The organism is Variovorax sp. 350MFTsu5.1, from assembly GCF_048302515.1.
Lineage (GTDB): Bacteria > Pseudomonadota > Gammaproteobacteria > Burkholderiales > Burkholderiaceae_C > Variovorax > Variovorax guangxiensis.
Genome location: NZ_CP157620.1, coordinates 2,421,502 through 2,447,099 on the forward strand (window position 1 = coordinate 2,421,502; position 25,598 = coordinate 2,447,099).

The following is a 25,598-nucleotide window of genomic DNA, read 5'->3' on the forward strand; positions in this document are numbered from 1 at the left end:
GCGGCGCCAATTGCAGCCGGGCGGCGCGAATTGCGGGGTTTCGCGGCAATTCGGGGAGGCTTCGAGGAGGCTCCGACGGGGCGCCAGCCAGCTTTACCGCCGCTTTACGGCCCAGCAAAGAGCCGGACTACCATCCGCGCTGTACTACGCTGGTCCGCACCTCTGCACCTTTCGCACGCACCGTCCATGGAACAAGAAAAACCAACCGAGCCTCTGCCTTCCACCGTGTCTCCCACGCATCCGACGGTACGCAGACGCCGTTGGATGGGCAGCCTGCTGGCCCTGCTGCTGCTGGCGGTGCTGGGCGGCGGCGCCTGGTATCTGGTCCAGCGCTCGAAGATGCCGGTTGCCGGCCCTGGTGCGGGCCCCGGCGCCGGGCGGCAGGGCGGGCCCGGAGGCCCGGGCGGGCCGGGGGGGCGTGGTGGCGGTGGCGGCGCGGCCTCCAGCACGGTCGGCATCGCGACCGCCCGGCAGGCCGACATCCCCGTGCAGCTCGAGGCGCTGGGCACCGTCACGCCGCTGGCCAACGTGATCGTCCAGCCGCAGGTGTCGGGCGTGCTCACGGCGGTGCTCTTCCAGGAAGGGCAGATGGTCAAGAAGGGCGACGTGCTCGCCACCATCGATCCGCAACCGTTCCAGAACACCCTGGCGCAGGCCACCGGCGCCCGCCAGCGCGACGAGGCGCAGCTCGCGGCGGCGCGCGTCACGCTGCAGCGCTACCAGACCCTGCTGGGCCAGGACTCGATCGCCCGGCAGGACGTGGACACCCAGGCCGCGCTGGTCAAGCAGCTCGAAGGCACGGTGGCCATCGACCGCGCCAACGAGAACACCGCCAAGCTCAATCTCGCCTGGAGCCGCATCACCGCGCCGGTGAGCGGGCGCATCGGCCTGCGGCCGGTGGACGCGGGCAACTACATCTCCACCGGCACCACCAACGGCGTCGCCACCATCACTCAGATCGCGCCGATCGACGTCGAATTCGCCATCCCGCAGGACCGCGTGCCCGAGGTGCAGGAGCGCCTGGCCCAGGGCGCCAAGCTCGACGCCACCGCCTTCGACCGCACCCGCACGCGCCGGCTGGCGAACGGCACTTTCTCCACGCTGGACAACCTGGTCGACACCGCCACCGGCACCGTCAAGGCCAAGGCCCGCTTCACCAACGCCGACAACGCGCTGTTCCCGAACCAGTTCGTCAACCTGCGGCTGCTGCTGCGCACCGTGAGCAGCGCCGTGGTGGTGCCCGTTACCGCGCTGCGCCACGGCCCCAACGGCGACTACGTGTACGTGCTGAACGAGGACAACACCGTGTCGCAGCGGCCGGTGACGCGCGGCGAATCCAGCGTGGACAACGTCGCGATCATGTCGGGCCTGAAGGCCGGCGAGCAGGTCGTGACCGAAGGCGGCGACCGCCTGAAGGACGGCGCGCGGGTGCAGACCCAGGCCGACCGTCCGGCCGGCGCGGCGTCGGCACCGGCAGGCGGTACGCATCGCGGCCGCCGCCAGGGTAGTGGCGCAGGTGCCGGCGGGCCCGGTGCGCCCAGGGGCGGTGAAACCGCTCCGGCTGCTGCTGCCCCCACAGCCCCTGCAGCCCCGGCCGCATCCCCGGCGCCCTCGGCCGAATCGGCCCCTGCTGCCCCTGCAACCCCCGCCAAGCTCCCTACCGCCGAGCAGCGCCAGCGCATGCTCGACTCCGCCAAGGACAACCCCGAGCAGCTGGAACGCCGCAAGCGTTTCCTCGAGGCGCTGGACCGCGGCGACCCGGCCGCGCTGGAACGCTGGCAGCGCATGTCCGAAGGCCGCGGCGGCGAAGGCGCGCAGGGCAGGCGCGGCAACCAATGACGAGCGGTCCTTGCAGTAGCAGTAGTAGCAGCAGCACGGAGGCCCCACGTTGAGCCCGTCACGTCCGTTCATCCTCCGGCCGGTGGCGACTTCGCTGCTGATGGTCGCCATCGTGCTGGCCGGCCTGGTGGCGTTCCGCTTCCTGCCGCTGTCGGCGCTGCCGCAGGTCGACTACCCGACCATCCAGGTCCAGACGCTCTACCCCGGGGCCAGCCCCGAGGTGATGAGCAACACCGTCACCGCGCCGCTGGAGCGCCAGTTCGGCCAGATGTCGGGGCTCGACCGCATGAGCTCGACCAGCGCCGCGGGCGTGTCGATCATCACGCTGCAGTTCTCGCTGGGCCAGACGCTGGACGTGGCCGAGCAGGAGGTGCAGGCCGCCATCAACGCCGGCGGCTCGCTGCTGCCGGCCGACCTGCCGGCGCCGCCGGTGTACGCCAAGGTCAACCCGGCCGACGCGCCGGTGCTCACGCTCTCAATCACCTCCGACACGCTGCCGCTCACCGACGTGCAGAACCTGGTCAACACCCGGCTCGCTCAGAAGATCAGCCAAGTCTCGGGCGTGGGGCTGGTGTCGCTCAGCGGCGGGCAGCGCCCTGCGATGCGCATCCAGGCCAACACCCAGGCCCTGGCGGCCAACGGCATCGGGCTGGACACGCTGCGCACGGCCATCTCGGCGGCCAACTCCAACGGCGCCAAGGGCAGCTTCGACGGACCGAAGCGCGCCTACACGATCAATTCGAACGACCAGCTGATGACGGTCGACGACTACAAGAACCTGATCGTCTCGTACAAGAACGGCGCGCCGATCCGCATGGTCGACGTGGCGCAGGTGGTCAGCAGCGCCGAGAACAACCAGCTCGCCGCCTGGGCCGGCAACAAGGCCGACGGCACCAACAAGCTGTCGCCCGCGATCATCATGAACGTGCAGCGCCAACCCGGCGCCAACGTGATCGCCACCGTCGACGCCATCAAGAAGCAGCTGCCCGAACTGCAGGCCGGCCTGCCCGCCGGGCTGAAGATCGAGGTGCTCAGCGACCGCACGGCCGGTATCCGCGCCTCGGTTCAGCACGTCGAGATGGAGCTGGTACTGGCCGTGGTGCTCGTGGTGCTGGTGATCTTCGCCTTCCTGGGCAGCCTGCGCGCCACCGTCATCGCCAGCATCGCGGTGCCGATCTCGCTGATCGGCACCTTCGGGCTGATGTACCTGCTGGGCTACAGCCTGAACAACCTGAGCCTGATGGCGCTGACCATCGCCACCGGCTTCGTGGTGGACGACGCGATCGTGATGATCGAGAACATCGCGCGCTACATCGAGGAAGGCGAGAAGCCCCTGCAGGCCGCGTTCAAGGGCGCCACGCAGATCGGTTTCACCATCATCTCGCTGACGGTGTCGCTCATTGCGGTGCTGATCCCGCTGCTCTTCATGGGCGACGTGGTCGGCCGCCTGTTCCGCGAGTTCGCGGTGACGCTGGCCATCACCATCCTGATCTCCGCGGTCGTCTCCCTCACGCTGGTGCCGATGATGTCGGCGCGCTGGCTCAAGCACGAGGAAAAGAAGCAGGTCTCCGACAAGGGCTTCGGCGCACGCGCCCAGCGCTTCTTCAGCGGCGTGATGGTGCGCTACGACCGCTCGCTGCACTGGGTGATCGAGCACCAGGCACTCACGCTGCTGGTGGCGCTGCTGACCATGGTGCTGACGGTGCTGCTCTACCTCACCATCCCCAAGGGCCTGTTTCCCACGCAGGACACCGGCCAGCTGCAGGCCCGCGTGCAGGCCGCGCAGGACGTCTCGTTCGATCGCATGTCGCAGCTTCAGCTGCAGGCGGCGCAGGCCATCCTCGAAGACCCGGCGGTCGAGAACCTCAGCTCCTTCGTCGGCGTCGATGCCGCCAACAACACCATGCTTCACACCGGCAGCATGCTCATCAACCTCGCGAAGGACCGCGACAGCCAGCAGGTCGTGATGGACCGCCTGCGCGAGCGCGTGCGGCAGGTGGCGGGCGTCACGCTGTACCTGCAGCCCACGCAGGACCTGACCATCGACGCCGAGACCGGCCCGACCGAATACCGCATGTCGCTCGAGGGCGTGGACAGCGCCGCCATCACCGAGTGGATGAAGAAGCTCGTTGCGAAGCTGCAGGAATCGGACAAGGTGCGCAACGTGAGCAGCGACGCCGGCGCCCAGGGTCTGGCGGCTTTCGTGAACGTGAACCGCGACACGGCTGCGCGGCTGTCGATCACCGCGAGCACCGTGGACGACGCGCTCTACAGCGCCTTCGGCCAGCGCATCGTCTCGACCATCTTCACCGAGACCAACCAGTACCGCGTGATCCTCGAGGCCCAGCCCGGCATGGTGAACACGCCGCAGACGCTGGGGCAGCTGAGCCTGATCGCCGGTTCAGGCACCGCGACGCCGCTGTCGGCCATTGCGCAGATCAGCGAGCAGCAGGCGCCGCTGCAGATCACTCACGTGGCGCAGTATCCGGCGAGCACGCTGAACTTCGACACCGCGCCCGGTGTTTCGCTCGGGGCTTCGGTCGATGCGATTCGCGCGGCGGCGAAGGAAATCGGGCTGCCGAGCAGCGTGACGATGACCTTCCTTGGGGCTTCAGGGGCTTACGAGAAATCGTTGTCTAACCAGCTGTGGCTGATTCTTGCCGCCGTGGTGTGCGTGTACATCGTGCTGGGGGTGCTGTACGAGAGTTACGTGCATCCGCTGACCATCCTGTCCACGCTGCCTTCGGCCGGGGTGGGCGCGCTGCTGGCGCTGATGATCACGGGCAACGACCTGGGGGTGATCGGGATCATCGGGATCATCCTGCTGATCGGCATCGTGAAGAAGAACGCGATCATGATGATCGACTTTGCGATCGATGCGGAGCGGACACAGGGGAAGTCTCCTCGGGAAGCGATTCACCAGGCTGCCTTGTTGCGGTTTCGGCCTATCTTGATGACTACGTTGGCGGCTTTGTTTGCTGCTGTGCCGTTGATGTTGAGTTTTGGGGATGGGGCTGAGTTGCGGCGGCCTCTTGGGTTGGCGATTTTTGGGGGGTTGATCGTCAGTCAGTTGCTTACTTTGTTCACTACGCCTGTTATTTATCTGGCGTTTGATCGACTGGGTGGGGGGAGTGCTCGGAGGGTTGAGATTGAGGAGGAGGCGGTTTGACTTTGCTTGCCTCTGGTTGTTTTGCTTCCCGAGGCCGGGTCTCGGCCCGGCGGCCGACCTACTTTTCTTTGCTTCGCCAAAGAAAAGTAGGCAAAAGAAAGGCGACCCTACTGTCTGCGTCCCTTCGCTTCGCTACGGGCAACCTGCGGTGCTCGGCGCAGGAGGGGGTCCGCAGAACTCGCTTCGCTCAAACAGCTGCGGCCCTGATCCCTCCTGCGCCTGCGCTCCTCGGCACAGCCAGAAGGGAGCGATCCGCGCCATCGCTTCGCTCGGCTTCTGAACAGACTCCTCGGGCCTTCGCTTTGCTCGGCGGTGCCTTTCGTTCCCATGGCCTGAGCAATCCCAACGGCCCATTCCAAGCCCAGCAGGCGCAAAGCGCCTGCTGGGCACCCGCAGCCGAGCGCAGCGATGGCCCGCGTGTCCCCAATCCCCTCTGGCTGCGCCGAGGAGCGCAGCGTTTCGCGGATCAGGGCTCGCCCTTGTCTGAGCGAAGCGAGTTTGGGCGAGACCCCGCGAAACGCGAGCACCGCAGGTTGCCCCGTAGCGCAGCGAAGGGGTCGCAGACAGTGGGGTCGCCTTTCTTTTGCCTACTTTTCTTTGGCGAAGCAAAGAAAAGTAGGTCGGCCGCCGGGCCGAGACCCGGCCTCCGCCCTCCGCAAGGAGAGCAGCGATGAACCTATCCCTACCGTTCGTCCGCCGCCCCATAGGCACAGTGCTTCTGACCATAGGCGTAGCCCTGGCCGGCATAGCAGCCTTCTTCGTCCTCCCAGTCTCCCCCCTCCCGCAGGTCGACTACCCCGTCATCTCGGTAAGAGCCTCGATCCCCGGAGCGAGCCCGGAGACGATGGCCACCAGCGTAGCCACCCCGCTGGAGCGCCACCTCGGAACAATCGCAGGCGTCAACGAAATGACGTCGACGAGCTCGGTCGGCTCGACCCGCGTCACGCTGCAGTTCGACCTCAGCCGCAACATCGACGGCGCGGCCCGCGAGGTGCAGGCCGCCATCAACGCGAGCCGCATCGACCTGCCCGCCACGCTGCGCAGCAACCCGACCTACCGCAAGGCCAACCCGGCGGCGTCTCCGGTGATCATCCTGGCGCTCACGTCGAAGACCAAGACGCCGGGCCAGATCTACGACGCGGTGTCGAACATCGTGAGCCAGCGTCTGTCGCAGGTCGATGGCGTCGGCGACGTGGAGATCGGCGGGGGCTCGCTGCCCGCGGTGCGCATCGAGCTGCTGCCGTTCGCGCTCAACCGCTACGGCATCAGCACCGAGGACGTGCGCGCCGCCATCCAGGCTTCCAACGCCAACCGGCCCAAGGGCATGGTGCAGGGCGAGGGGCGCAAGCTGCAGATCTACACGCAGACGCCGGCGCTGCGCGCGAGCGACTACGCGTCGATGGTGATCGCCTGGCGCAACGGCGCGGCGGTGCGGCTGCAGGACGTGGCGGAGGTGGTCGACGGTGTGGAGGACACGCGCACGCTGGGTCTCTTCAACGGCGAGCCGGCGATCATCGTGCTGATCACGCGGCAGCCCTCGGCCAACATCATCGAGACGGTCGACAGCGTGCGTGCGCTGTTGCCCGAACTGCAGGCGCAACTGCCACCCGACGTGACGCTGCAGGTGGCTTCGGACAGCACCAATTCCATCCGCGGCTCGCTGCGCGAGGTGGAGCTGACGCTGGTCATCTCGGTCATTCTGGTGGTGCTGGTGGTGAGCCTGTTCCTGCGCAGCGTGCGAGCGACGATCGTGCCAGCCGTGGCGACGGTGGCGGCGCTGCTGGGCACCTTCGGGGTGATGTACCTGCTGGGCTTCAGCCTCAACAACCTGAGCCTGATGGCGCTCACGGTGGCCACCGGCTTCGTGGTGGACGACGCCATCGTGGTGCTGGAGAACACGAGCCGGCACATCGAGTCGGGCATGACGCGCATGAAGGCGGCGTTGCTGGGCGCGAAGGAGGTGGGTTTCACCGTGCTGTCGATCAGCGTGTCGCTGGTGGCGGTGTTCATCCCGCTGCTGTTCATGGGCGGGCAGGTGGGGCGGCTGTTCCGCGAGTTCGCGGTGACGCTGTCGGCGGCGGTGCTGATCTCGCTGGTGATCTCGCTGACCACCACGCCGATGATGTGCGCCTGGATGCTCAAGCCCGGCGGCGAGCACGACAAAAACAAGCCGCAGGGCAGGCTGGGCCGCATCGCCGCGCGCAGCTACGACTGGATGCTCAAGCGCTACGAGAGCAGCCTCGACTGGGCTCTGGACAGCAAGGCGCTGGTGATGCTGATCCTGGTGGCGGTGGTCGGGCTGAACGTGTACCTGTTCAGCGCGGCGCCCAAGGGCTTCTTCCCGCAGCAGGACAGCGGCCAGCTCAACGGCGGCCTGCGGGCCGACCAGAGCATCTCTTCGCAGGCGCTCGGCGAGAAGCTGAGGCAGGTGGTCGACATCATCCGCAAGGACGAGGCGGTCGACACCGTGGTGGGCTTCACCGGCGCGGGCCGGGCAGGGGGCGGCTTCATGTTCGTCAACCTGAAGCCGGCGAACCAGCGCAAGGACAGCGGCCTCGCGGTCATCGCGCGGCTGCGCCCGCAGCTCAACCAGGTGACCGGCCTGCGCGTGTTCCTGGGCACGGTGCAGGACGTGCGCTCGGGCGGCCGGGCAAGCAACTCGACCTACCAGTACACGCTCAAGAGCGACAACGTCGCAGACCTGCGCACCTGGGCCGTGAAGCTGGCCGACGAGCTCAAGCTGCAGCCGGTGCTGACCGACATCGACACCGACCAGGACCAGAACGGCGTGGAAACGGTGGCCAAGGTCGACCCCGACAGCGCGCGCCGGCTGGGCCTGACATCCACGGCCATCGACAACGCGCTCTACAACGCCTTCGGCCAGCGGCAGGTGGCCACCATCTACACCGAGCTGAACCAGTACCACGTGGTGATGGAATGGGCGCAGCGCTACACGCGCAGCCCGAACTCGCTGAGCGACGTTTACGTGCCGGCCACCAGGACGTCGGTGGTGGGCGGGCAGACCGTGACCACGCAGGTGGCGGCGAGCAGCACGTCGACGGGGTCTTCGTCTTCTTCCTCGTCGAGTTCCTCGTCTTCCTCCTCGTCCTCGTCCGCCGCAGCCGCGGCCACCGTGCCGGTGTCGGCCAACGCGGCGCTGCGCAACGCATCGACGGGCAACGTGCTGAGCAACACGGCCACCGCGCTCGTGCCGCTGTCGGCGGTCGCGAAGTTCGAGGAGCAGTCGGTGGCCACCTCGGTGAGCCACGAAGACGGCGAGCTGGCCACGACCATCTCGTTCAACCTCGCCGAGGGCGCCAACCTGGGCGACGCGCGCGAGGCCATCGCCAAGGCCGAGGCCAACATCGCCATGCCAACCAACGTGCGCGGTGCGTTCGCGGGCACGGCGGCGAGCGCGCAGCAGTCGCAGGGCCAGCAGGCGATTCTGATCCTGGCGGCGCTGATCGTGATCTACATCGTGCTGGGCATCCTGTACGAGAGCCTGGTGCATCCGATCACGGTGCTGTCGACGCTGCCTTCGGCGGGCGTGGGCGCGGTGCTGGCGCTGCTGATGTTCCGCATGGAGTTTTCCATCATCGCGCTGATCGGCGTGTTCCTGCTGATCGGCATCGTGAAGAAGAACGCCATCCTGATCATCGACTTCGCGCTCGAGGCCGAGCGCTCGCGCGGGCTCACGCCGCTGGAGGCGGTGCGCGAGGCGTGCCTGCTGCGCTTCCGTCCGATCCTGATGACGACCATGGCGGCCGCGCTCGGCGCGCTGCCGCTGGCCATCGGCTTCGGGGAGGGCGCCGAGCTGCGCCGGCCGCTGGGCGTGGCCATCATCGGCGGGCTGATCGCGAGCCAGCTGCTGACCCTGCTGACGACGCCGGTGGTCTACCTGCTGCTCGACAAGCTGCGCCGCCGCAGCGCCAACGAACACGAGCTCAGCCGTGTGACGGCCGCCTGAGCGAGAAACGACAACGACATGAACGCACTGTTTACTTCCACTTCCCGCTTTTCGTTTTCGGCGCTCGCGCTGGCCGCCATGCTCGCGGGCTGCGCGGTCGGCCCGCGCTACGAGCAGCCGGCCACCGCCGCGTCGGCCAACTGGAAGGAGCAGAAGGCCGCCGAAGGCTGGCTGCCCGCGGCGCCGGCCGACGCGCTCGACCGCGGCGAATGGTGGAAGCTCTTCGGCGACGCCACGCTCGACGACCTGGCCGGCCGCGTGCAGGTGTCGAACCAGAACATCGCCGCCGCGGTGGCCAACTACACGCAGGCCCAGGCGCTGGTGCGCGGCGAGCGCGCGGCGCTGTTCCCGTCGGTGTCGCTCGACGGCAGCGGCAGGCGCTCGGGCACGGTGGGTGGCAGCAGCACATCGAGCCCGTCGAACAGCTTCTCGGCATCGTTGGGCGCGAGCTGGACGCCCGACGTCTGGGGCCGGCTGCGCGAGGCGGTGAGCAGCGCGCAGGCCAACGCGCAGGCCAGCGAGGCCGACCTGGCCGCGGCGCGGCTGTCGGCCATCGGCGACCTGGCGACCAACTATTTCTCGCTGCGCGAGGCCGATGCGGAGATCGTGCTGCTCGACGAGACCATCCAGGGCTACCAGCGCGCCTTCGACATCACCAGCAATCGCTATGCCGCCGGCATCGCCGCGCAGACCGACGTGCTGCAGGCGCAGACGCAGCTGGTGAATGCCAAGGCCGAGCGCGTGGGCCTGCAGCGCACGCGCGCCACCTACGAGCATGCCATCGCGGCGCTGATCGGCGTGGCGCCGGCCGACTTCAGCCTGCCCGCCGCGCAATGGACGCCCACGGTGCCCGGCGTGCCGCTGGGCGTGCCCTCGACGCTGCTGCAGCGCCGTCCCGACATCGCGGCGGCCGAACGCTCGGTGGCGGCGGCCAATGCGCAGATCGGCATTGCGCGCGCGGCGTACTTCCCGAACATCAGCCTCACGGCGTCGGTCGGCAGCAGCAACGTCAGCCGCGTGAAGGACCTGTTCAGCTCGTCCAACACGCTGTGGGGGCTGGGGCTGTCGGTTGCGCAGGTGGTGTTCGACGCAGGCGCGATCGCGGCCAATGTCGATTCGGCGAAGGCGGGCTACGAATCCAGCGTGGCGCGATATCGCCAGACCGTGCTCACGGCCTTCCAGGCGGTGGAAGACCAGCTCACCGCGAGTGCGACGCTCGCGCAGCAGGAGGGCCTGCGCCGCGAGGCCTCGGCGGCGGCGGACAAGACCGAGCAGCAGCTGCTCAACCGCTACCGCGCGGGGCAGGTCAGCTACACCGACGTGGTCACGGCACAGGCCGCCGCACTCAGCGCGCGACGCACGCTGGTGCAACTGCAGGTCAACCGCCAGACCACGGCCATCGCGTTGATCCAGGCGATGGGCGGTGGCTGGCAGGCCGGGTGGATGGACGGCGCCGCGCAGGCGCAGCCCGCCACATCGCCTGCCACGCGGTAAGCGCGGCGAGCGCCGGTACCTGACCGGCGCGGGCGGTCGTCAATGCGCCGGGCGGTCCATGGTGTGACCCAGGTAGTCCTTGTCGGTCACGAGAACCCACAGCGCCAGCACCAGGATCACCGCGGCCACTAGCACCGCGTTGACCATCGCCGTCTCGTTGCTGCGGAACCCGAGCAACCAGGGCGACACCGCGAGACAGGCTGCCAGCGCGACCTCGGTCCATTCTTCCCACTGTCGGGGCACTAAGGTCGCACCCAGCGCCACCGCGCCGAGCACGATGCCGATCGCCACCATCGTCCACATGGCGGCCGTCATGCCCGAAAAGCCCAGGACCCAGGGCGAGACGATCAGCCAGGCGCCGGCGGCGGCGTTGACGGGGTCTTGCCAATGCTTCACTTGCTTCATGGTCATTACCTCCTGTCGCGACAAGGCGCCGCGACAGTTTTTTGACCCATGGCGCGGGGAAGGGGTTCCTGCCGGCGAGGCGCCGCGCCTAGAGTGGCAACTCCAATGTTTCCCACTTGCGCGGCACGGTCACCTGGCGGCGGAGGTCGTCGGTCGTCGCCTGGGAGCCCCGGACGGGAATACGCCATGGTTGCCAGCATCCGGATCGCGTTTCTATAATTGAGCACGTACTCAATCAATAAAAGAATCCGACGCGAGCCATGGCCAGACCCAGAAGCGAAGACAAGCGCAACGCGATCCTCGATGCAGCCATTGCCGAGTTCGCCAGCCGGGGCGCGTGGAGCACGCCCACCTCGGCCATCTCGCGCGCGGCAGGCGTGGCCGAGGGCACGCTCTTCACCTACTTCGCGAACAAGGAAGTGCTGGTCAACGAGCTCTACCGCCAGCTGAAGACCGAGCTCGCCGAGGTCATGCTCGCCGACTGGCCCGAGGAGGCGGACCCCAAGACAAAGTACCGCCACATCTGGGACCGCTACGTGTACTGGGGCGTCGACAACCCGGAAAAATTCAAGGTGATGTCGCAGCTCAAGGTGTCGGACCAGGTGAGCGATGAAAGCAAGGCGGCGGGCATGGCGCCGTTCCTGCGGCTGGAGGTGCTGGCGACGGAGTGCATCCGCAACGGCCTGATACGCGACCAGCCGCTGCCCTTCCTCGGCGCGATGCTGGGCGCGATGGCCGAGACCACGATGGTCTTCGTCGCGCAGACCAAGAGCAGGAAAGGGCGCGCCGGCTACTGCGAAGCCGGCTTCGAGACCTTCTGGCGCGGCATCGTCGCCGGCGCCTGAGTCCTGTCCGCAGATCCCCACGAGAGAGAACCACACCATGCCCAAGCTCAAGCGTCGCCATTTCGTCCTCGGCACCGTGGGGGCCGTCGGCGCCCTCGTCGTCGGCTGGTCGGCAACGCCGGCCGCGTCGCGGCTCATGCCGGCCGAGCCCCTGCCGGCCGCCCCAGGGCAGGTCGCGCTCAACGGCTGGGTCAAGGTGGGCAGCGACAACACGGTCACGCTGATGATGTCGCAGTCGGAAATGGGGCAGGGCACGCACACCGGGCTGTCGATGCTTCTCGCCGAAGAAATGGGCGCCTCGCTCGAGCAGATCCGGCTGGAGACGGCCGGCCCCGACGCCATCTACAACAACCAGGCAGCGATCCTCGACGCGCTGCCTTTCCGGCCCGGCGATGAGGGCGCGGTGAAGCGCTCGACGCAGCACGTGGTCGGCAAGCTGCTGCGCTCGATTCCGGGGCTCTCGGGCACGGGCGGCTCATCGAGCATCACCGACCAGTGGATGCCGCTGCGCGAGGCCGGCGCATCGGCGCGCACCATGCTGCTGGGCGCCGCCGCCGCGCTGTGGCAGGTGCCCGTGGCCGAATGCCGCGCCGAAGCCGGGCGCGTTCTGCATGTCAGCGGCAAGAGCGCCACTTTCGGCGAACTGGCCCCGAAGGCCGCGCAGCAGCCGCTGCCGGCGCAGGTGGCTCTGAAGAAGCCTGCCGATTTCAAGCTCATCGGCCAGCCCGCGCGGCGCGTGGACGGCGCGGCCAAGCTCGACGGCTCCGCCACCTTCGGCCTCGACGTGCTCCCGCCGGGCCTGCTGTACGCGAGCATCGCGATGTGCCCGACCACCGGCGGCCGCGTCGCGAGCTTCGACGCCACGGCGGCGCAGAAGCTGCCGGGCGTGCGCAAGGTGATGGCGCTGGAGCCGGTCGGTGCCACGCTCATCGGCACCGGCGCCACGCCGGGGGGCGTGGCCGTGATCGCCGACACGCCCTACCACGCGATGCGCGCCGTGAAGGCGCTCGCCATCGAATGGGACCACGGCCCGGCCGCCAGCCTTTCGAGCGCCGAGATGATCGAGCGGCTCTCGCAGACGCTGCGCACCAGGCCCGGCAACGCGCAATTGAACGACGGCGACGTGGCCGCCGCGTTCCGGTCATCCGCCAAGACCATCGAAGCCGAGTACCGCGTGCCCTTCCTGGCCCACGCGACCATGGAGCCGATGAACTGCACCGTGCAGTTCAAGGACGGCAAGGCGACCGTCTGGGCGCCGACGCAGGCGCCGGGCTTCACGCGCAACGCCGCGGCCAAGGCACTCGGCATCGACGCCGCCAAGGTCGAGCTGCACGTGACCTACCTCGGCGGCGGCTTCGGCCGGCGCTACAGCACCGACTTCGTCACCCAGGCCGCCACGCTGGCGCGCGAGACCGGCGGCGCGCCGGTGCAGCTCTTCTGGTCGCGCGAGGAGGACATGGCGCACGACTTCTACCGGCCGGCCTACGTCGCGCGATGCAAGGCGGGCTTCGATGCGGCTGGCGCGCTGGTTGCCTGGCAGACCACGACGGCCGGCTCGAGCATGGGCGCGCCTTCGTTCATGGACACCACCACCGATGGCGCGTGGAATACGGCCTACGCATTTCCCAATGCGCGTGTCGCCCACGAGCCGGTGGAATCGGCCATGCCCACGGGCGTGTGGCGCTCGGTCGCGCATTCGCAGAACGCCTTCTTCGTCGAGAGCTTCATCGACGAATGCGCCGCCGCAGCGGGCAAGGACCCGGTGGCGTTCCGCGCCGCGCTGCTCGCCAAGGACGAGCGCCACCTGCGCGTGCTCAGGCGCGTGGCCGAGCTGTCGAACTGGGGCCAGCCACCGGAGCCGGGGCCCGACGGCGCGAAGCGCGCGCGCGGGCTGGCGATCCACCGTTCCTTCGGCAGCATCGTCGCGCAGGTGGCGGAGGTGTCGGTCTCGGCGGACCGGCAGGTGCGGGTGCACCGTGTTGTCTGCGTCATCGACTGCGGCGTGGCCGTCAACCCGAACCTGATCCGCCAGCAGATGGAAGGCGCCATCGTCTACGGCCTCTCCGCCGCGCTGCGCGGCGAGATCACGGTCGAGAAGGGGCAGGTGCAGCAGAGCAACTTCCACGACTACATGCCGCTGCGCATGAACGAGTGCCCGGCCATCGAGGTCGAGATCGCCGCCAGCGGCGAGGCGCCCGGTGGCGTTGGCGAGCCCGGCACGCCGCCCATTGCGCCGGCGGTGGCGAATGCCGTGTTCGCGCTCACCGGGCAGCGGCTGCGCAGCCTGCCGCTGAAGCTCGCCTGAGCGGCAGGACACCGGACAAACAAGCAAGGAAAACGCGATGACCACCACGCTCACCGTCAACGGCAAGGCCGTCACCGTCAATGCCGAACCCGATACCCCCCTGCTGTGGGTGCTGCGCGGCGAGATGCGGCTCGTCGGCACCAAGTTCGGCTGCGGCAAGGCGCTTTGCGGCGCCTGCACCGTGCACCTCGACGGCGAGGCGGTGCGCTCCTGCGTCACCCCGCTGGAGGCAGTGGGCAGCCGGGAAGTGACCACCATCGAGGGACTGAATGGCAAGGAGGCCGACGCCCTGCGGCAGGCCTGGGCCGAAGTCGACGTGGTGCAGTGCGGCTACTGCCAGAGCGGTCAGCTGATGTCGGCCTGCGCGCTGCTGAAAAAGACGCCAAAGCCTGGCGATGACGACATTTCTTCCGCAATGAGCGGAAACATTTGTCGCTGCGGTACCTATCCACGCATCCGCGCCGCCATTCACATCGCCGCGCAGAAAGCCTCGCGCTGAGAAGAACTGGCCGGGTTTCGGGCGGCGCAACCGGGCGGGGGGCGGGTTAACGCTCGTGGTCAGAAAGCTGTTTACAAAAATTAAGAATTTTTCCGTAATCATCGAAAAAGCCCAGAAATGAAATTTTTACGGAAACAGGGGATATGAAGCTTTTGTACGCCGCCGTACCATCCGCGCGGCCCGCTTCCGGCCGCCCCCAGTTCCCGACTTTCGATGACCCCCCCAGATCCTTCACGGACGCGAGCGTTGTCCGTGGCCGAAACCCTGCGTGACCGCATCTTCGATGGCGAGATCGCGCCCGGTTCCCATTTGATGGAAATTACGCTGGCCAACGAGCTCGGCGTGTCGCGCACGCCTGTTCGCGGCGCCATGGCACGGCTGGCGGACGAGGGGCTGCTGGTCTATCTGCCCAACAAGGGCTTCCAGGTGCGCCGCTTCAACGCCAAGGACGTGCACGACGCCTTCAGCGTGCGCGCCACGCTGGAAGGCATGTGCTGCCGGCTGATCGGCGAGGTCGGGCTCGACGGCGCGGCCCTGTCGAAGCTGACCGCCATGCTCGACGAGCAGCACGAGCTGCTGCATCACACCGGCGAATGGTCCGAAGGCCGCGCCGCCCGCTGGCAGGACCTGGACCTGGCCTTCCACCAGAAACTGCTGGCGCTGGCGGACAACCGCTGGCTCGCCGAGGCGGTGCAGCGCGCCAGCCAGCTGCCGATCATCTTCGACAGCAAGCTGCGTCCCCACAACCGCGACGCCTCGATGCTGCTGCACAGGCACGAGCAGGCCCTGCAGGCGTTCGCGGACCACTGCCGCATCGTCGAGGCGCTGGGCCGGCAGGAAGCCGCCGCCGCCGAGGCCGCCATGCGCGAGCACATCAACTCCAACCGCGATCTGCTAGTGCTCTACCTGAGCCAGAAGAACCCGACCCGCACCCGGTCCCTGGTCTGAACCAGACTCAGGCCGGCCCCTGGCCGCCGCGCATGGCCGGCGCCGTGAGGTAGGCCCCCGACTCGAAGAGCTGCGCCTCGGCCTGGTCGATGCGCCGGATCACCGGTTTGCCGGCACGGCTGGCCAGCAGCTCGACCAGCGCCTCCGTCACCGCCACCCCGGCCGCGACCGAGGGGAAGAAGGAAGGACTGTTGATCGTGAAGAGCAGCGTCTCCTCCGCCAGCAGCGACAGCGGCGAGGCCACGCTGTCGGTGATGGCGACGATGCGGCAGCCCGCCGCCTTGGCCGCCCGCGTCACCTGCAGCGCCTCGCGCGAATAGGGCGCGAAGCTCGCCACCACCAGCGCGTCGCCCTTGGCGAAGGCGCGCTGCTGCATCTCCAGCGAGCCGCCCTGGCCGTCGACCAGGTGCACGCTGGCGCGGAAGAGCCGGTACACGTACACGAACGAAAAGGCGATCGGAAAGCAGGCCCTGAAGCCGGCGGCGTGCACGGCGGGTGCCTTCTCGATCAGCGCGCAGGCCTTCTGCAGCGCGTAGCCGCTTTGCTGGTGGGTGGCTTCGAGGTTGCGGCGCTGCACTTCGAACATCTCGCCGGTCAGCGTCTGGTCGCTGGCGCGGCCGACGAGCTGCTTGGCGCGGCCGCCGTAGGTCTCGGAGCCCAGGCCCATCCCGGCGGCGAAGGCTTCCTTGAGCTGTGGCCAGCCTCCGTAGCCCATGTGTTGCGCGAAACGCACGAGCGTCGCGGGCGTGCTCTGCGAGCGCATGCCGACGCTGCGCATCGAGCTGGTGACCACCGCGTTCGGGTGGTCGAGTACGTAGCGCGCCACCTGTTGCAGCGCGGGGCTCAGTTCGTTGAAACGCTGGCGTATCTGCTCTTTGGCGTCCATGACGGTGTGTCTCCTTGGCTGAGTTGGAACAAATGTACCGGAGCAGGGAAAACACGGCAGTTGACGGAACAAATGTTCCAAACAATAATTCGCCGGAAACGTTAGTTCCAAACACCGAGCCATGACGCACGTCTTCCACCGCCACCTCCGCCAGACCCCGCCCGTTGCCGTGGGCTCCCACGGCATGTTCATTCGCGACGCCGAGGGCCGCGAGTACCTCGACGCCTCCGGCGGCGCCGCCGTGTCCTCGCTGGGCCACGCGCATCCCGAGGTCATGGCCGCGATGCACGCGCAGATCGACAAGCTGGCCTACGCCCACACCAGCTTCTTCACGAGCGAGGTGGCCGAGCAGCTGGCGGACGAGCTGATCGGCTCCGCCCCCGAGGGCATGAGCCACGTCTACCTGGTGAGCGGCGGTTCAGAGGCGGTGGAGTCGGCACTGAAGATGGCGCGGCAGTACTTCGTGGAAATCGGCCAGCCGCAGCGCACGCACTTCATCGCGCGCCGACAGAGCTACCACGGCAACACGCTGGGCGCGCTCGCCGTGGGCGGCAACGCATGGCGCCGCGAACCCTTCGCGCCCATCCTGGTGCCGGCCACGCATGTCTCGCCCTGCTATCCGTATCGCGAGCAGCACGCGGACGAGAGCGCCGAGCAGTACGGCCTGCGCCTGGCGGCCGAGCTGGAAGCGGCCATCCTTGCGCAGGGCGCCGACCGCGTGATCGCCTTCGTCGCCGAAACGGTCGGCGGCGCCACGGCCGGCGTGCTCACGCCGGTGCCGGGCTACTTCAAGGCGGCGCGCGCGGTGTGCGACAGGTACGGCGTGCTGCTGATCCTCGACGAGGTGATGTGCGGCATGGGCCGCACCGGCTCGCTGCACGCCTGCGAGCAGGAGGGCGTGGTGCCGGACCTGATGACTGTCGCCAAGGGCCTGGGTGGCGGCTACCAGCCGGTGGGCGCCGTGCTGGCGCAGCGGCGCATCGTCGAGGCGATGTCGAAAGGCAGCGGCTTCTTCCAGCACGGCCACACCTACCTCGGCCACCCGATGGCCTGCGCCGCCGCTCTCGCGGTGCAGCGGGTGATCCGCCGCGACGGCCTGGTCGCCAAGGTGCGCGAGGACGGCGTCGCCTTCGGCCGCATGCTGGCCGACGCGCTGGGCGCGCATCCGCACGTCGGCGACATCCGCGGCCGCGGCTTCTTCTGGGGCATCGAGCTGGTGGCCGACCGCGCGAGCAAGGCGCCGTTCGATCCGGCGCTGAAGGTCAACGCCACCGTCAAGAAGGACGCCATGTCGCGCGGCCTGCTGTGCTACCCCTTCGGTGGCACGGTCGATGGCCGCCAGGGCGACCACGTGCTGCTCGCGCCGCCCTTCATCGCCACCCGGCAGGACCTGCAGGAGATCGCCGCGCGGCTCGCGGCCTCCATCGACGCGGTCACGCGCGCTGCGGCAGCGGCTGCGGCGCGCTGAGCGCCACCACTTTCCCGTCCGTTCGTCTTCCCCCCACCATCGCCTCGAGGAGCGTTCCATGCCCAAGCTTCGTCCGCTGTTTTCCTTCGCCGCCGTGCTTGCGGCCGCGCTGATGCCTTTCGCCGCCGCGCAGGCGCAGGAGAACGACACGCTCGCCAAGATCAAGGCCAGCGGCGCCATCACCTTCGGCTACCGGGAGTCGTCCTTCGGCTTCTCTTACCTCGACGGCAACCTCAGGCCGGTGGGCTACAGCCTCGACATCTGCAACCGCATCGTCGAGGCGGTAAAGAGCGAGCTGAAGATGCCGGCCGTCGAGGTCAGGTACCAGGCCGTCACTTCGGCCAACCGCATTCCGCTGGTGCAGAACGGCACGGTCGACATCGAATGCGGCTCCACCACCAACCTCGTCGAGCGGCAGAAGCTGGTGGCCTTCTCGCCGGACATCTTCCGCTACAACGTGCGCATGCTGGTGAAGGCCGATTCGGGTATCAAGGGCATCGCCGACCTGCAGGGCAAGACCGTGGCCACCACCAGCGGCACCACCTCGTTCCGCCTGCTGCGCGAGGCCGACCGGGGCCGCAACCTGGAGGTGACCAATCTCGCGGGCAAGGACCACAGCGACTCCTTCCTGCTGGTGGAAACCGGCCGCGCCCAGGCCTTCGTGCTCGACGACATCCTGCTGGCCGGCCAGATCGCGAACGCGCGCAACCCCAAGGACTTCCTCATCACCGGCGAGAGCCTGCGCACCGAGAACCAGTCGCTGATGTTCCGCAAGGACGACCCGGCCTTCAAGGCGCTGGTCGATCGCGTGGTCTCGGGCATGATGAAGTCGGGCGAGATGGAAAAGCTCTATGCGAAGTGGTTCATGTCGCCGATCCCGCCCAAGGGCATCAACATCAACTATCCGCTGAATGCCGAGACGAAGGACGCCTTCGCCAATCCTTCCTCCAAGGGCATCTGAGCGCCGTCGCCTGAACTCATGACCCGCATCGCCCTGATCCACGCGCTCTCGCACTCCGTCGCGCCCATCAACGAAGCCTTCGCGCGCGACTGGCCCGATGCCGTGCGCATGAACCTGCTCGACGACAGCCTCTCGGCCGACCTGGCGCGCGAGGGCAAGGGGCTCGACGCCGCCATGCACGAGCGCTTCCAGCGCCTCGCGCAGTACGCGGTCGATACCGGCGCGCAGGGCATTCTCTTCACCTGCTCGGCCTTCGGGCCGTGCATCGAGGCGGTGGCGCGGCGGCACGCGGGCATTCCGGTGCTCAAGCCCAACGAGGCCATGATCGACGAGGCAGTGCGAGGGCTGCAGGGCCGGCTCGGCCTGATCGCCACCTTCGCCCCCACGCTGGCGTCGATGCCGCCGGAGTTTCCTTCGGAGGTCGCGCTCGAAACCGCGCTGGCTGAAGGCGCGCTCGATGCATTGAACGCTGGCGATACGCAGCGCCACGACGCGCTCATCGCCGCCCAGGCCGCCGCACTGCGCGAACGGGGCTGCACGCGCATCGCGCTGGCGCAGTTCAGCATGGCACGGGCACGTTCTGCCTGCGAGGCGGCCAGCGGGCTGCCGGTGCTCACCACGGTCGACAGCGCGGTGCGCGCGCTGCGCCGGCGCACCGGTGGCGGCGCTTCAGCGTAGGCGAGAGAACTCGATCACCGAGAACAGCGCGGTCATCGCGATCTGCGCCGCGTCGCTGCGCCCGAGGTTGCGGGCGAGGCCGGTCTCCCGGTCGGTGGCTTCAAGCCCCTGCGACAGGCGGCGGTAGATGTCCGCCGAGGGCATGCTCGCCGAGGTGCCCAGCGCGTCGCAGTAGGTGTCGGCGAGCACGGCCGCGAGCTGCTCGCTCTGCTCGTTCGACAGCTTCATCGGGTCGCCGGTGAAAACCGACGCGATGCAGTGCATCAGGTAGGCCTGTGTTTCGAGCGAGAACGACTGTTGCCGCACGTAGCATTCGACCGCTGCCCAGAAGAGCGGCTCGGAGGTGCGGCGCCAGCTTTCGAGCACCTTGCGCGCCTTGGCGACCAGGTCGGCGTGCGTGTCGCCGGGCTCCGTGGGGCGCAGCGCCAGTCCCTGCAGGGTGAGCGCGGCTTCCGGGCCGGCCGCGCCGAGGATGAAGCTCCAGAACTTCCAGCGCGCATACCACTTCTTGTCGTGCGCGGGGTCCAGCGGTTCGAGCAGCCAGAAATCGATGCTCTGCACCGCGTCGCCGCGCTGTTCGGCCACGTTGCCGTCGCCCAGGTCGAGCGCGGCCATGCCCGACTGCATGCGGTCGGCCTCGATGTGGCCCTGCGCGACGATGCCCGCGCTGGAGCCCGAGAGGTCGATGTCGCGCAGCCGCTGCATGAGCTGCCGCAGTTCGTGGGCCGACGCGCCCGTGGCCTCGGTCACGCGGCGCATCGAGGCGCGCTGCTCGCGTTCCAGGTCGAGGGCGTTCTTGCGGCGGTCTTCGCCGTGATCGTCGAAAGTCGAGGCGTGCTCTTCGAGTCTGTCGCCGGGCGTGAACGTTCGCATTACCAATGGCTCCTTAGGCATCCCATGCCTTCGCACACCCTCGACTGTGTGTCAACGCGCCGTGCCTGAACATCACCGGAACAGGGGAGTCTGAGCCCTGGCTGACCAGCCCCCTCGCGATAATGGCCGCACTTGAAAGGAGTACGCGTGGATATTGTTTTGCTGGCCAAGGCCGCCATCATGGGCATCGTCGAGGGGCTCACCGAATTTCTTCCGATCTCTTCGACGGGCCACCTGATCCTTGCGGGCTCGCTGCTCGGCGGCTTCGGCGACAACCGGGGCAAGGTCTTCGAGATCGCCATCCAGACCGGCGCGATCTTCGCGGTGATCCTGGTGTACTGGCAGAAGATCCGCTCGACCGTCGTCGCGCTGCCGCGACAACCCAAGGCCCAGCGCCTGGCGCTGAACATCTTCATCGGCTTCCTGCCCGCAGTGGTGCTGGGCCTGCTGTTCGGCAAGGTCATCAAGGAGCACCTGTTCATCCCGACCGTGGTGGCGAGCACCTTCATCATCGGCGGCTTCATCATCCTGTGGGCCGAGAAGCGGCCGCCCGGATCGGTGCGCGTCGAGCATGTCGACGACATGACGCCGTGGGACGCGCTCAAGGTCGGCCTGGTGCAGTGCTTCGCGATGATCCCGGGCACCAGCCGCAGCGGCTCGACCATCATCGGCGGCATGCTGCTGGGCCTCTCGCGCCAGGCGGCGACCGACTTCTCGTTCTTCCTGGCCATTCCCACGCTGATCGGCGCGGGCCTCTACAGCATCTACAAGGAGCGCGCGGCGCTGTCGATGGCCGACGTGCCGCTCTTCGCGGTGGGGCTGGTGTTCTCGTTCATCAGCGCATGGCTTTGCGTGCGCTGGCTGCTGAAGTACATCAGCAGCCACAGCTTCATTCCCTTCGCCTGGTACCGCATCGCCTTCGGCATCCTGGTGCTGGCCACGGCGTGGACCGGCACGGTGGTCTGGGCCGACTGATCCTGGTTTGATTCTTCAGCCCGCGGCGCCCAGCAGGGCGCTCGCGGCCCTTGCTTCCTGCCGCACCGCCGCGGCGATGGGCCCGTCGATCGACGGGTCGAAGCCGCCCGTGGCGCCCAGCGCGGTGATCACGGCGCAGACCCGCCCCGCATAGTCGTACACCGGCGCCGCCACGGCGCTGATGCCACGCAGGTAGGTGTCCTTCACACTGGCGCAGCGCGCCTGGCGCACCTCGCGGCGCAGCTCGCCGATTGGGTCCTTGGCGTCGAGTTGCGAGCGCATCTCCGGCGTAGCCTCGCCCAGTTCCTGCTCGGCCAGAGCCAACACGCGCGACTCATCCAGCAGTCCCAGGAAGGCGCGGCCCGTGGCCGACCACAGCATCGACATCACCGAGCCGGCGCGCACGTTCACCGTGACCGGCAGGCCCGGCTCCTCGAAGCGCACGATGGTCGGGCCCTTGTTGCCCATCACCGCCACGAAGCAGGTCACCTCCAGCGATTCGCGCAGGCGGATCAGGCAGGGCTCGGCAGCGCGGATCGGGTCGGCCTGGCGCATGGCGGCCAGGCCGATCTGGATGGCTTCGGTACCCAGGTAGTAGTGCTGCGAGGCGGCGTCCTGCAGCACCAGGCCCGCTTCCATCAGGCTCGCGAGGTAGCGGTGCACCTTGGCAGGGCTCTCGGCGACGTGCGCCGACAGCGCGGTCAGGCTGCTGCGCCCGCCCAGGTGCGCCAGCCCCTTGAGCACGGACATGCCGGTCTCGGCGGACTGCACCCGCTGGCGGCGTTCGCGCGCTGGGGAGGAGAGAGAGGGATCGGATTCCGGAGGCTGCTTCATGACGGCTGGATGTTAGGTGCTCGACCGGCAGAGCCGGGTAAACCCGCGATCCGTGAATTACGCATTGCGTATGATAATTACGCAATACACAAAATTCCTCACGGAGACTCTCTCATGAAGAAGCACTTCGCCCGCTGCCTCGCGGTTCTTTCGCTGGCTGCCGTCGCCGCCGGTGCCGGCGCACAGCAGGCCTTTCCCGCCAAGCCGATCCGCTGGATCGTTCCCTACGCAGCCGGCGGCGGCTCCGACTTCCTGGCGCGCACGGTCGCGCAGACGCTCTCGACCCAGGTCGGGCAGCCGGTGCTGGTGGACAACAAGCCCGGCGGCAACACCGCGCTGGCCGCTTCCGAAACCGTGCGCGCCGCGGCGGACGGCTACACCGTGCTCTCGGCCGACAACGGCACGCTGGTGTTCAACCCCGCGCTCTACAAGTCGCTGAGCTACAACCCCACCAAGGACCTGGCGCCCGTCACGCTGATGGGCAAGTTCCCGATGATCCTGGTCGTCGGCGCCAACTCGGGCTTCAGCTCCGCCAAGGACTTCATCGCCCAGGCCCGCGCCAAGCCGGGCGGCATCAACTACGCCTCGGCCGGCGCGGGCAGCCCGCACCACCTCGCGATGGAGCTGCTGAAGGTGGAAGCCAAGCTCTTCATGGTGCACGTGCCGTACCGCGGCGCGGCGCCCGCGCTGTCCGACGTGGTCGGTGGGCAGCTGCCGGCCATGATGGTCGACCTGGCAGCGGGCTCCGGCTTCATCAAGGGCGGCAAGGTCAAGGCCCTGGCCGTGGCCAACCCCACGCGCCTGCCGCAGTTGCCCGACGTGCCCACCTTCGCCGAGCTCGGCTACAAGAACGTCGAGGCCGCCGCGTTGGTCGGCGTGGTGGTGCCCTCGGCCACGCCCGCCGATGTGGTGACCACGCTCAACCGTCAGCTCGTCGCCGCCATCAACGAGCCCTCGGTGCGTACGCGCATGGTCGACTTCGGCGTGGAGCCGGTCGGCAACACGCCCGCGCAGTACGCCGCGCTGCTCAGGAGCGAGACCGAGCGCTGGCACAAGCTGATCCGCGACCTGAAGATCACCCTCGACTGAAGCTGTCCGCCATGCCAGATACCGCCACGTCCTCGCGCACTTCCGGTTGCCCCGTCGCGCACGGCCCGCTGTCTTCCGAGCGAACGCCCACCGGCTGCCCGGTGAGCCAGCGCGCCGCCGGCTTCGACCCCTTCGAGGACGGCTACCAGCAGGATCCGCCCGAGTACGTGCGCTGGGCGCGCGAGCAGGAGCCCATCTTCTACAGCCCCAAGCTGGGCTACTGGGTGCTCACGCGCTACGAGGACATCAAGGCGGTGTTCCGCGACAACATCACCTTCAGTCCCTCCATCGCGCTCGAGAAGATCACGCCCACGGGCGAGGAAGCCAACGCGGTGCTCGCCTCCTACGGCTTCGCGCTCAACCGCACGCTGGTCAACGAGGACGAGCCCGCCCACATGCCGCGCCGCCGCGCGCTGATGGACCCCTTCACGCCCGAGGCGCTGAAGCACCACGAGCCCATGGTGCGCGAGCTGGCGCGCGAGTACGTCGACCGCTTCATCGACGACGGCCGCGCCGACCTGGTCGACCAGATGCTGTGGGAGATCCCGCTCACCGTGGCGCTGCACTTCCTCGGCGTGCCCGAGGAAGACATGGACACGCTGCGCAAGTACTCCATCGCGCACACCGTCAACACCTGGGGCCGTCCGAAGCCCGAGGAGCAGGTGGCGGTGGCGCATGCGGTGGGCAACTTCTGGCAGTACGCCGGCAAGGTGCTGGCCAAGATGCGGCAGGACCCGGACGCGCCCGGCTGGATGCAGTACGGCATCCGCAAGCAGATGCTGCACCCCGAGGTGGTGACCGACTCGTACCTGCACTCGATGATGATGGCCGGCATCGTCGCCGCGCACGAGACCACGGCCAACGCCACCGCCAACGCGGTGAAGCTGCTGCTGCAGCATCCGCAGGTGTGGCGCGAGCTGTGCGAGGACCCGGGGCTCATTCCCAACGCGGTGGAGGAGTGCCTGCGCCACAACGGCTCGGTGGCCGCATGGCGCCGCATGGTCACCAAAGACACGCAGGTCGGCGGCGTCGACCTGCCGGCGGGCTCGCGCCTGCTCATCGTCACCTCGTCGGCCAACCACGACGAGGGGCATTTCTCGGATGCCGACCTGTTCGACATCCGCCGCGACAACGCCAGCGACCATCTCACCTTCGGCTACGGCTCGCACCAGTGCATGGGCAAGAACCTGGCGCGCATGGAGATGCAGATCTTCCTGGAGGAGTTCACGCGCCGGCTGCCGCACATGCGGCTTTCCGAGCAGCGCTTCACCTACGTGCCGAACACCTCGTTCCGAGGGCCCGAGCACCTGTGGGTGGAATGGGACCCGGCCGCCAACCCCGAGCGCGCGAACCCCGGCCTGCGCGACGTGCGCGTGCCGGTGCGCATCGGCGAGCCCTCGGCGCATTCCATTGCGCGGCCCGTGGTGGTGCAGGGCGTGACGCCGGTGGCCGAGGGCGTCGTCAGGCTGCGCCTGGTGTCGCCCGATGGCAAGCCGCTGCCGCGCTGGACGGCCGGCGCGCACATCGACGTCGAATGCGGCACGCCTGAACTCTCGCGCCAGTATTCGCTGTGCGGTGACCCCGACGACGCGGGCGCCTTCGAGATCGCCGTGCTGCACGAGCCCGACGGCCGCGGCGGCTCCGCCTGGGTGCATGCGAACGTGAAGCCTGGCGACCGGCTGCGCATCCGCGGCCCGCGCAACCACTTCAGGCTCGACGAATCGCTGGAGAAGGCGATCTTCATCGCCGGCGGCATCGGCATCACGCCGGTGAGTGCGATGGCGCGGCGCGCCAAGGCGCTGGGCATGGACTACGAGCTGCACTACAGCGGCCGCAGCCGCCGCAGCATGGCCTTCGTCGATGAGCTGGCTGCGCTGCATGGCGACCGGCTGCATCTGCACGTTGCCGACGAAGGCCGGCGCAACGACCTGCAGGCGCTGCTCGCGCAGCCGGTGCAAGGCGCGCAGGTGTACGCCTGCGGCCCGCTGCGCATGCTGCAGGCGCTGGAGGCGTGCTGCGCCGCATGGCCCGAGGGCGCGCTGCGCGTGGAGCATTTCGAATCCACGCTGGCCACGCTCGACCCGTCGAAGGAACGGGCCTTCGAGGTCGAGCTGAAGGATTCGGGCCTCGTCCTCACCGTGCCGCCCGACCAGACCCTGCTGACCGCGCTGCGCGCCGCCAACGTCGACGTGCAGAGCGATTGCGAGGAGGGCCTGTGCGGCTCCTGCGAGGTGCGCGTGCTCTCCGGCAAGGTCGATCACCGCGACGTGGTGCTCACGCGGGTGGAGCGCGACGCCAACACGAAGATGATGGCCTGCTGCTCGCGCGCCTGCGAGGGGCGGCTGGTGCTCGAACTCTGAGCG

General features: G+C 68.5%; 18 protein-coding genes. 14 read left to right on the forward strand and 4 right to left on the reverse strand.

The genetic code is table 11. The annotated features are described in order from the left end of the window. Nucleotides 1–186: 186 nt before the first annotated feature. The 4 genes from ABL843_RS10840 (at nucleotide 187) to ABL843_RS10855 (ending at nucleotide 10,469) form a co-directional block, all read left to right on the forward strand. Nucleotides 187–1,839 carry an efflux RND transporter periplasmic adaptor subunit gene (locus ABL843_RS10840; protein ID WP_418119859.1) on the forward strand — a complete coding sequence of 551 codons (1,653 nt, stop codon included), beginning with the start codon at nucleotides 187–189 and terminating at the stop codon, nucleotides 1,837–1,839. Nucleotides 1,840–1,888: 49 nt separating this feature from the next. Next, the gene (locus ABL843_RS10845; protein ID WP_418119860.1) at nucleotides 1,889–5,008 is read left to right on the forward strand and encodes an efflux RND transporter permease subunit; all 3,120 of its coding nucleotides are present in this window, start codon (nucleotides 1,889–1,891) and stop codon (nucleotides 5,006–5,008) included. Nucleotides 5,009–5,678: 670 nt separating this feature from the next. After that, nucleotides 5,679–8,975 (forward strand): efflux RND transporter permease subunit, encoded by a 3,297-nt coding sequence (locus ABL843_RS10850; RefSeq protein WP_418119861.1) that lies wholly within the window; start codon nucleotides 5,679–5,681, stop codon nucleotides 8,973–8,975. Between the two features lie 18 nt (nucleotides 8,976–8,993). Beyond that, nucleotides 8,994–10,469 (forward strand): efflux transporter outer membrane subunit, encoded by a 1,476-nt coding sequence (locus ABL843_RS10855; protein WP_418119862.1) that lies wholly within the window; start codon nucleotides 8,994–8,996, stop codon nucleotides 10,467–10,469. A 39-nt stretch (nucleotides 10,470–10,508) separates the two neighbouring features. On the opposite strand, the gene ABL843_RS10860 is transcribed toward ABL843_RS10855, so the two are convergent. Then, nucleotides 10,509–10,874 (reverse strand): SPW repeat protein, encoded by a 366-nt coding sequence (locus ABL843_RS10860; RefSeq protein ID WP_418119863.1) that lies wholly within the window; start codon nucleotides 10,872–10,874, stop codon nucleotides 10,509–10,511. A 260-nt stretch (nucleotides 10,875–11,134) separates the two neighbouring features. On the opposite strand from ABL843_RS10860, the gene ABL843_RS10865 reads away from it, so the two are divergent. The 4 genes from ABL843_RS10865 to ABL843_RS10880 all read left to right on the forward strand — a co-directional run bounded on the left by ABL843_RS10865 (nucleotide 11,135) and on the right by ABL843_RS10880 (nucleotide 15,471). Beyond that, complete coding sequence (locus ABL843_RS10865) at nucleotides 11,135–11,719, forward strand: TetR/AcrR family transcriptional regulator (RefSeq protein WP_184636334.1); 585 nt, start codon at nucleotides 11,135–11,137, stop codon at nucleotides 11,717–11,719. Nucleotides 11,720–11,756: 37 nt separating this feature from the next. Continuing rightward, nucleotides 11,757–14,024 carry a molybdopterin cofactor-binding domain-containing protein gene (locus ABL843_RS10870; protein WP_418119864.1) on the forward strand — a complete coding sequence of 756 codons (2,268 nt, stop codon included), beginning with the start codon at nucleotides 11,757–11,759 and terminating at the stop codon, nucleotides 14,022–14,024. Between the two features lie 37 nt (nucleotides 14,025–14,061). Next, entirely contained in the window at nucleotides 14,062–14,523 is a 462-nt protein-coding gene (locus tag ABL843_RS10875; RefSeq protein ID WP_418119865.1) for a (2Fe-2S)-binding protein, read from the forward strand. A 252-nt stretch (nucleotides 14,524–14,775) separates the two neighbouring features. Then, nucleotides 14,776–15,471, forward strand: coding sequence for a GntR family transcriptional regulator (locus tag ABL843_RS10880; RefSeq protein ID WP_165909686.1), 696 nt, complete (start codon nucleotides 14,776–14,778; stop codon nucleotides 15,469–15,471). Nucleotides 15,472–15,478: 7 nt separating this feature from the next. On the opposite strand, the gene ABL843_RS10885 is transcribed toward ABL843_RS10880, so the two are convergent. Then, on the reverse strand, nucleotides 15,479–16,357 hold the full coding sequence (locus tag ABL843_RS10885) for a MurR/RpiR family transcriptional regulator (protein WP_418119866.1): 879 nt from the start codon (nucleotides 16,355–16,357) through the stop codon (nucleotides 15,479–15,481). A 121-nt stretch (nucleotides 16,358–16,478) separates the two neighbouring features. On the opposite strand from ABL843_RS10885, the gene ABL843_RS10890 reads away from it, so the two are divergent. Genes ABL843_RS10890 through ABL843_RS10900 form a run of 3 tightly spaced genes read left to right on the forward strand, consistent with a single transcriptional unit; the run spans nucleotide 16,479 to nucleotide 19,464 of the window. After that, nucleotides 16,479–17,825, forward strand: coding sequence for an aspartate aminotransferase family protein (locus tag ABL843_RS10890; protein ID WP_418119867.1), 1,347 nt, complete (start codon nucleotides 16,479–16,481; stop codon nucleotides 17,823–17,825). Nucleotides 17,826–17,883: 58 nt separating this feature from the next. Beyond that, a complete protein-coding gene (locus ABL843_RS10895; RefSeq protein WP_126024232.1) occupies nucleotides 17,884–18,786 on the forward strand; it encodes an amino acid ABC transporter substrate-binding protein in 903 nt (300 codons plus the stop codon). Between the two features lie 18 nt (nucleotides 18,787–18,804). Next, nucleotides 18,805–19,464 carry an aspartate/glutamate racemase family protein gene (locus ABL843_RS10900; RefSeq protein ID WP_418119868.1) on the forward strand — a complete coding sequence of 220 codons (660 nt, stop codon included), beginning with the start codon at nucleotides 18,805–18,807 and terminating at the stop codon, nucleotides 19,462–19,464. Here the strand turns inward: ABL843_RS10900 and ABL843_RS10905 are convergent. Continuing rightward, complete coding sequence (locus ABL843_RS10905) at nucleotides 19,456–20,337, reverse strand: hypothetical protein (protein WP_418119869.1); 882 nt, start codon at nucleotides 20,335–20,337, stop codon at nucleotides 19,456–19,458. The genes ABL843_RS10900 and ABL843_RS10905 overlap by 9 nt on opposite strands. Before the next feature lie 147 nt (nucleotides 20,338–20,484). Between ABL843_RS10905 and ABL843_RS10910 the strand changes: the two genes are divergently transcribed. Beyond that, a complete protein-coding gene (locus ABL843_RS10910; protein WP_126024235.1) occupies nucleotides 20,485–21,312 on the forward strand; it encodes an undecaprenyl-diphosphate phosphatase in 828 nt (275 codons plus the stop codon). A gap of 15 nt (nucleotides 21,313–21,327) precedes the next feature. On the opposite strand, the gene ABL843_RS10915 is transcribed toward ABL843_RS10910, so the two are convergent. Then, nucleotides 21,328–22,146, reverse strand: a complete 819-nt coding sequence (locus ABL843_RS10915; protein WP_126024236.1) for an IclR family transcriptional regulator — start codon at nucleotides 22,144–22,146, stop codon at nucleotides 21,328–21,330. A 114-nt stretch (nucleotides 22,147–22,260) separates the two neighbouring features. Here ABL843_RS10915 and ABL843_RS10920 point away from each other — a divergent pair, with 114 nt between their 5' ends. Together ABL843_RS10920 and ABL843_RS10925 are read left to right on the forward strand one after the other, a co-directional pair. Then, the gene (locus ABL843_RS10920) at nucleotides 22,261–23,235 is read left to right on the forward strand and encodes a Bug family tripartite tricarboxylate transporter substrate binding protein (protein ID WP_418119870.1); all 975 of its coding nucleotides are present in this window, start codon (nucleotides 22,261–22,263) and stop codon (nucleotides 23,233–23,235) included. 11 nt (nucleotides 23,236–23,246) lie between these two features. Further along, complete coding sequence (locus ABL843_RS10925) at nucleotides 23,247–25,595, forward strand: cytochrome P450/oxidoreductase (RefSeq protein WP_418119871.1); 2,349 nt, start codon at nucleotides 23,247–23,249, stop codon at nucleotides 25,593–25,595. Nucleotides 25,596–25,598 lie beyond the last annotated feature (3 nt).

Bases quoted from the DNA above. Each gene is read 5' to 3' on its own strand.
- ABL843_RS10840 (WP_418119859.1), top strand. From the start codon at position 187: ATGGAACAAGAAAAACCAACCGAGCCTCTGCCTTCCACCGTGTCTCCC.
- ABL843_RS10850 (WP_418119861.1), top strand. From the start codon at position 5,679: ATGAACCTATCCCTACCGTTCGTCCGCCGCCCCATAGGCACAGTGCTT.
- ABL843_RS10855 (WP_418119862.1), top strand. From the start codon at position 8,994: ATGAACGCACTGTTTACTTCCACTTCCCGCTTTTCGTTTTCGGCGCTC.
- ABL843_RS10860 (WP_418119863.1), bottom strand. From the start codon at position 10,874: ATGAAGCAAGTGAAGCATTGGCAAGACCCCGTCAACGCCGCCGCCGGC.
- ABL843_RS10865 (WP_184636334.1), top strand. From the start codon at position 11,135: ATGGCCAGACCCAGAAGCGAAGACAAGCGCAACGCGATCCTCGATGCA.
- ABL843_RS10870 (WP_418119864.1), top strand. From the start codon at position 11,757: ATGCCCAAGCTCAAGCGTCGCCATTTCGTCCTCGGCACCGTGGGGGCC.
- ABL843_RS10875 (WP_418119865.1), top strand. From the start codon at position 14,062: ATGACCACCACGCTCACCGTCAACGGCAAGGCCGTCACCGTCAATGCC.
- ABL843_RS10885 (WP_418119866.1), bottom strand. From the start codon at position 16,357: ATGGACGCCAAAGAGCAGATACGCCAGCGTTTCAACGAACTGAGCCCC.
- ABL843_RS10890 (WP_418119867.1), top strand. From the start codon at position 16,479: ATGACGCACGTCTTCCACCGCCACCTCCGCCAGACCCCGCCCGTTGCC.
- ABL843_RS10895 (WP_126024232.1), top strand. From the start codon at position 17,884: ATGCCCAAGCTTCGTCCGCTGTTTTCCTTCGCCGCCGTGCTTGCGGCC.
- ABL843_RS10900 (WP_418119868.1), top strand. From the start codon at position 18,805: ATGACCCGCATCGCCCTGATCCACGCGCTCTCGCACTCCGTCGCGCCC.
- ABL843_RS10905 (WP_418119869.1), bottom strand. From the start codon at position 20,337: ATGCGAACGTTCACGCCCGGCGACAGACTCGAAGAGCACGCCTCGACT.
- ABL843_RS10915 (WP_126024236.1), bottom strand. From the start codon at position 22,146: ATGAAGCAGCCTCCGGAATCCGATCCCTCTCTCTCCTCCCCAGCGCGC.
- ABL843_RS10920 (WP_418119870.1), top strand. From the start codon at position 22,261: ATGAAGAAGCACTTCGCCCGCTGCCTCGCGGTTCTTTCGCTGGCTGCC.
- ABL843_RS10925 (WP_418119871.1), top strand. From the start codon at position 23,247: ATGCCAGATACCGCCACGTCCTCGCGCACTTCCGGTTGCCCCGTCGCG.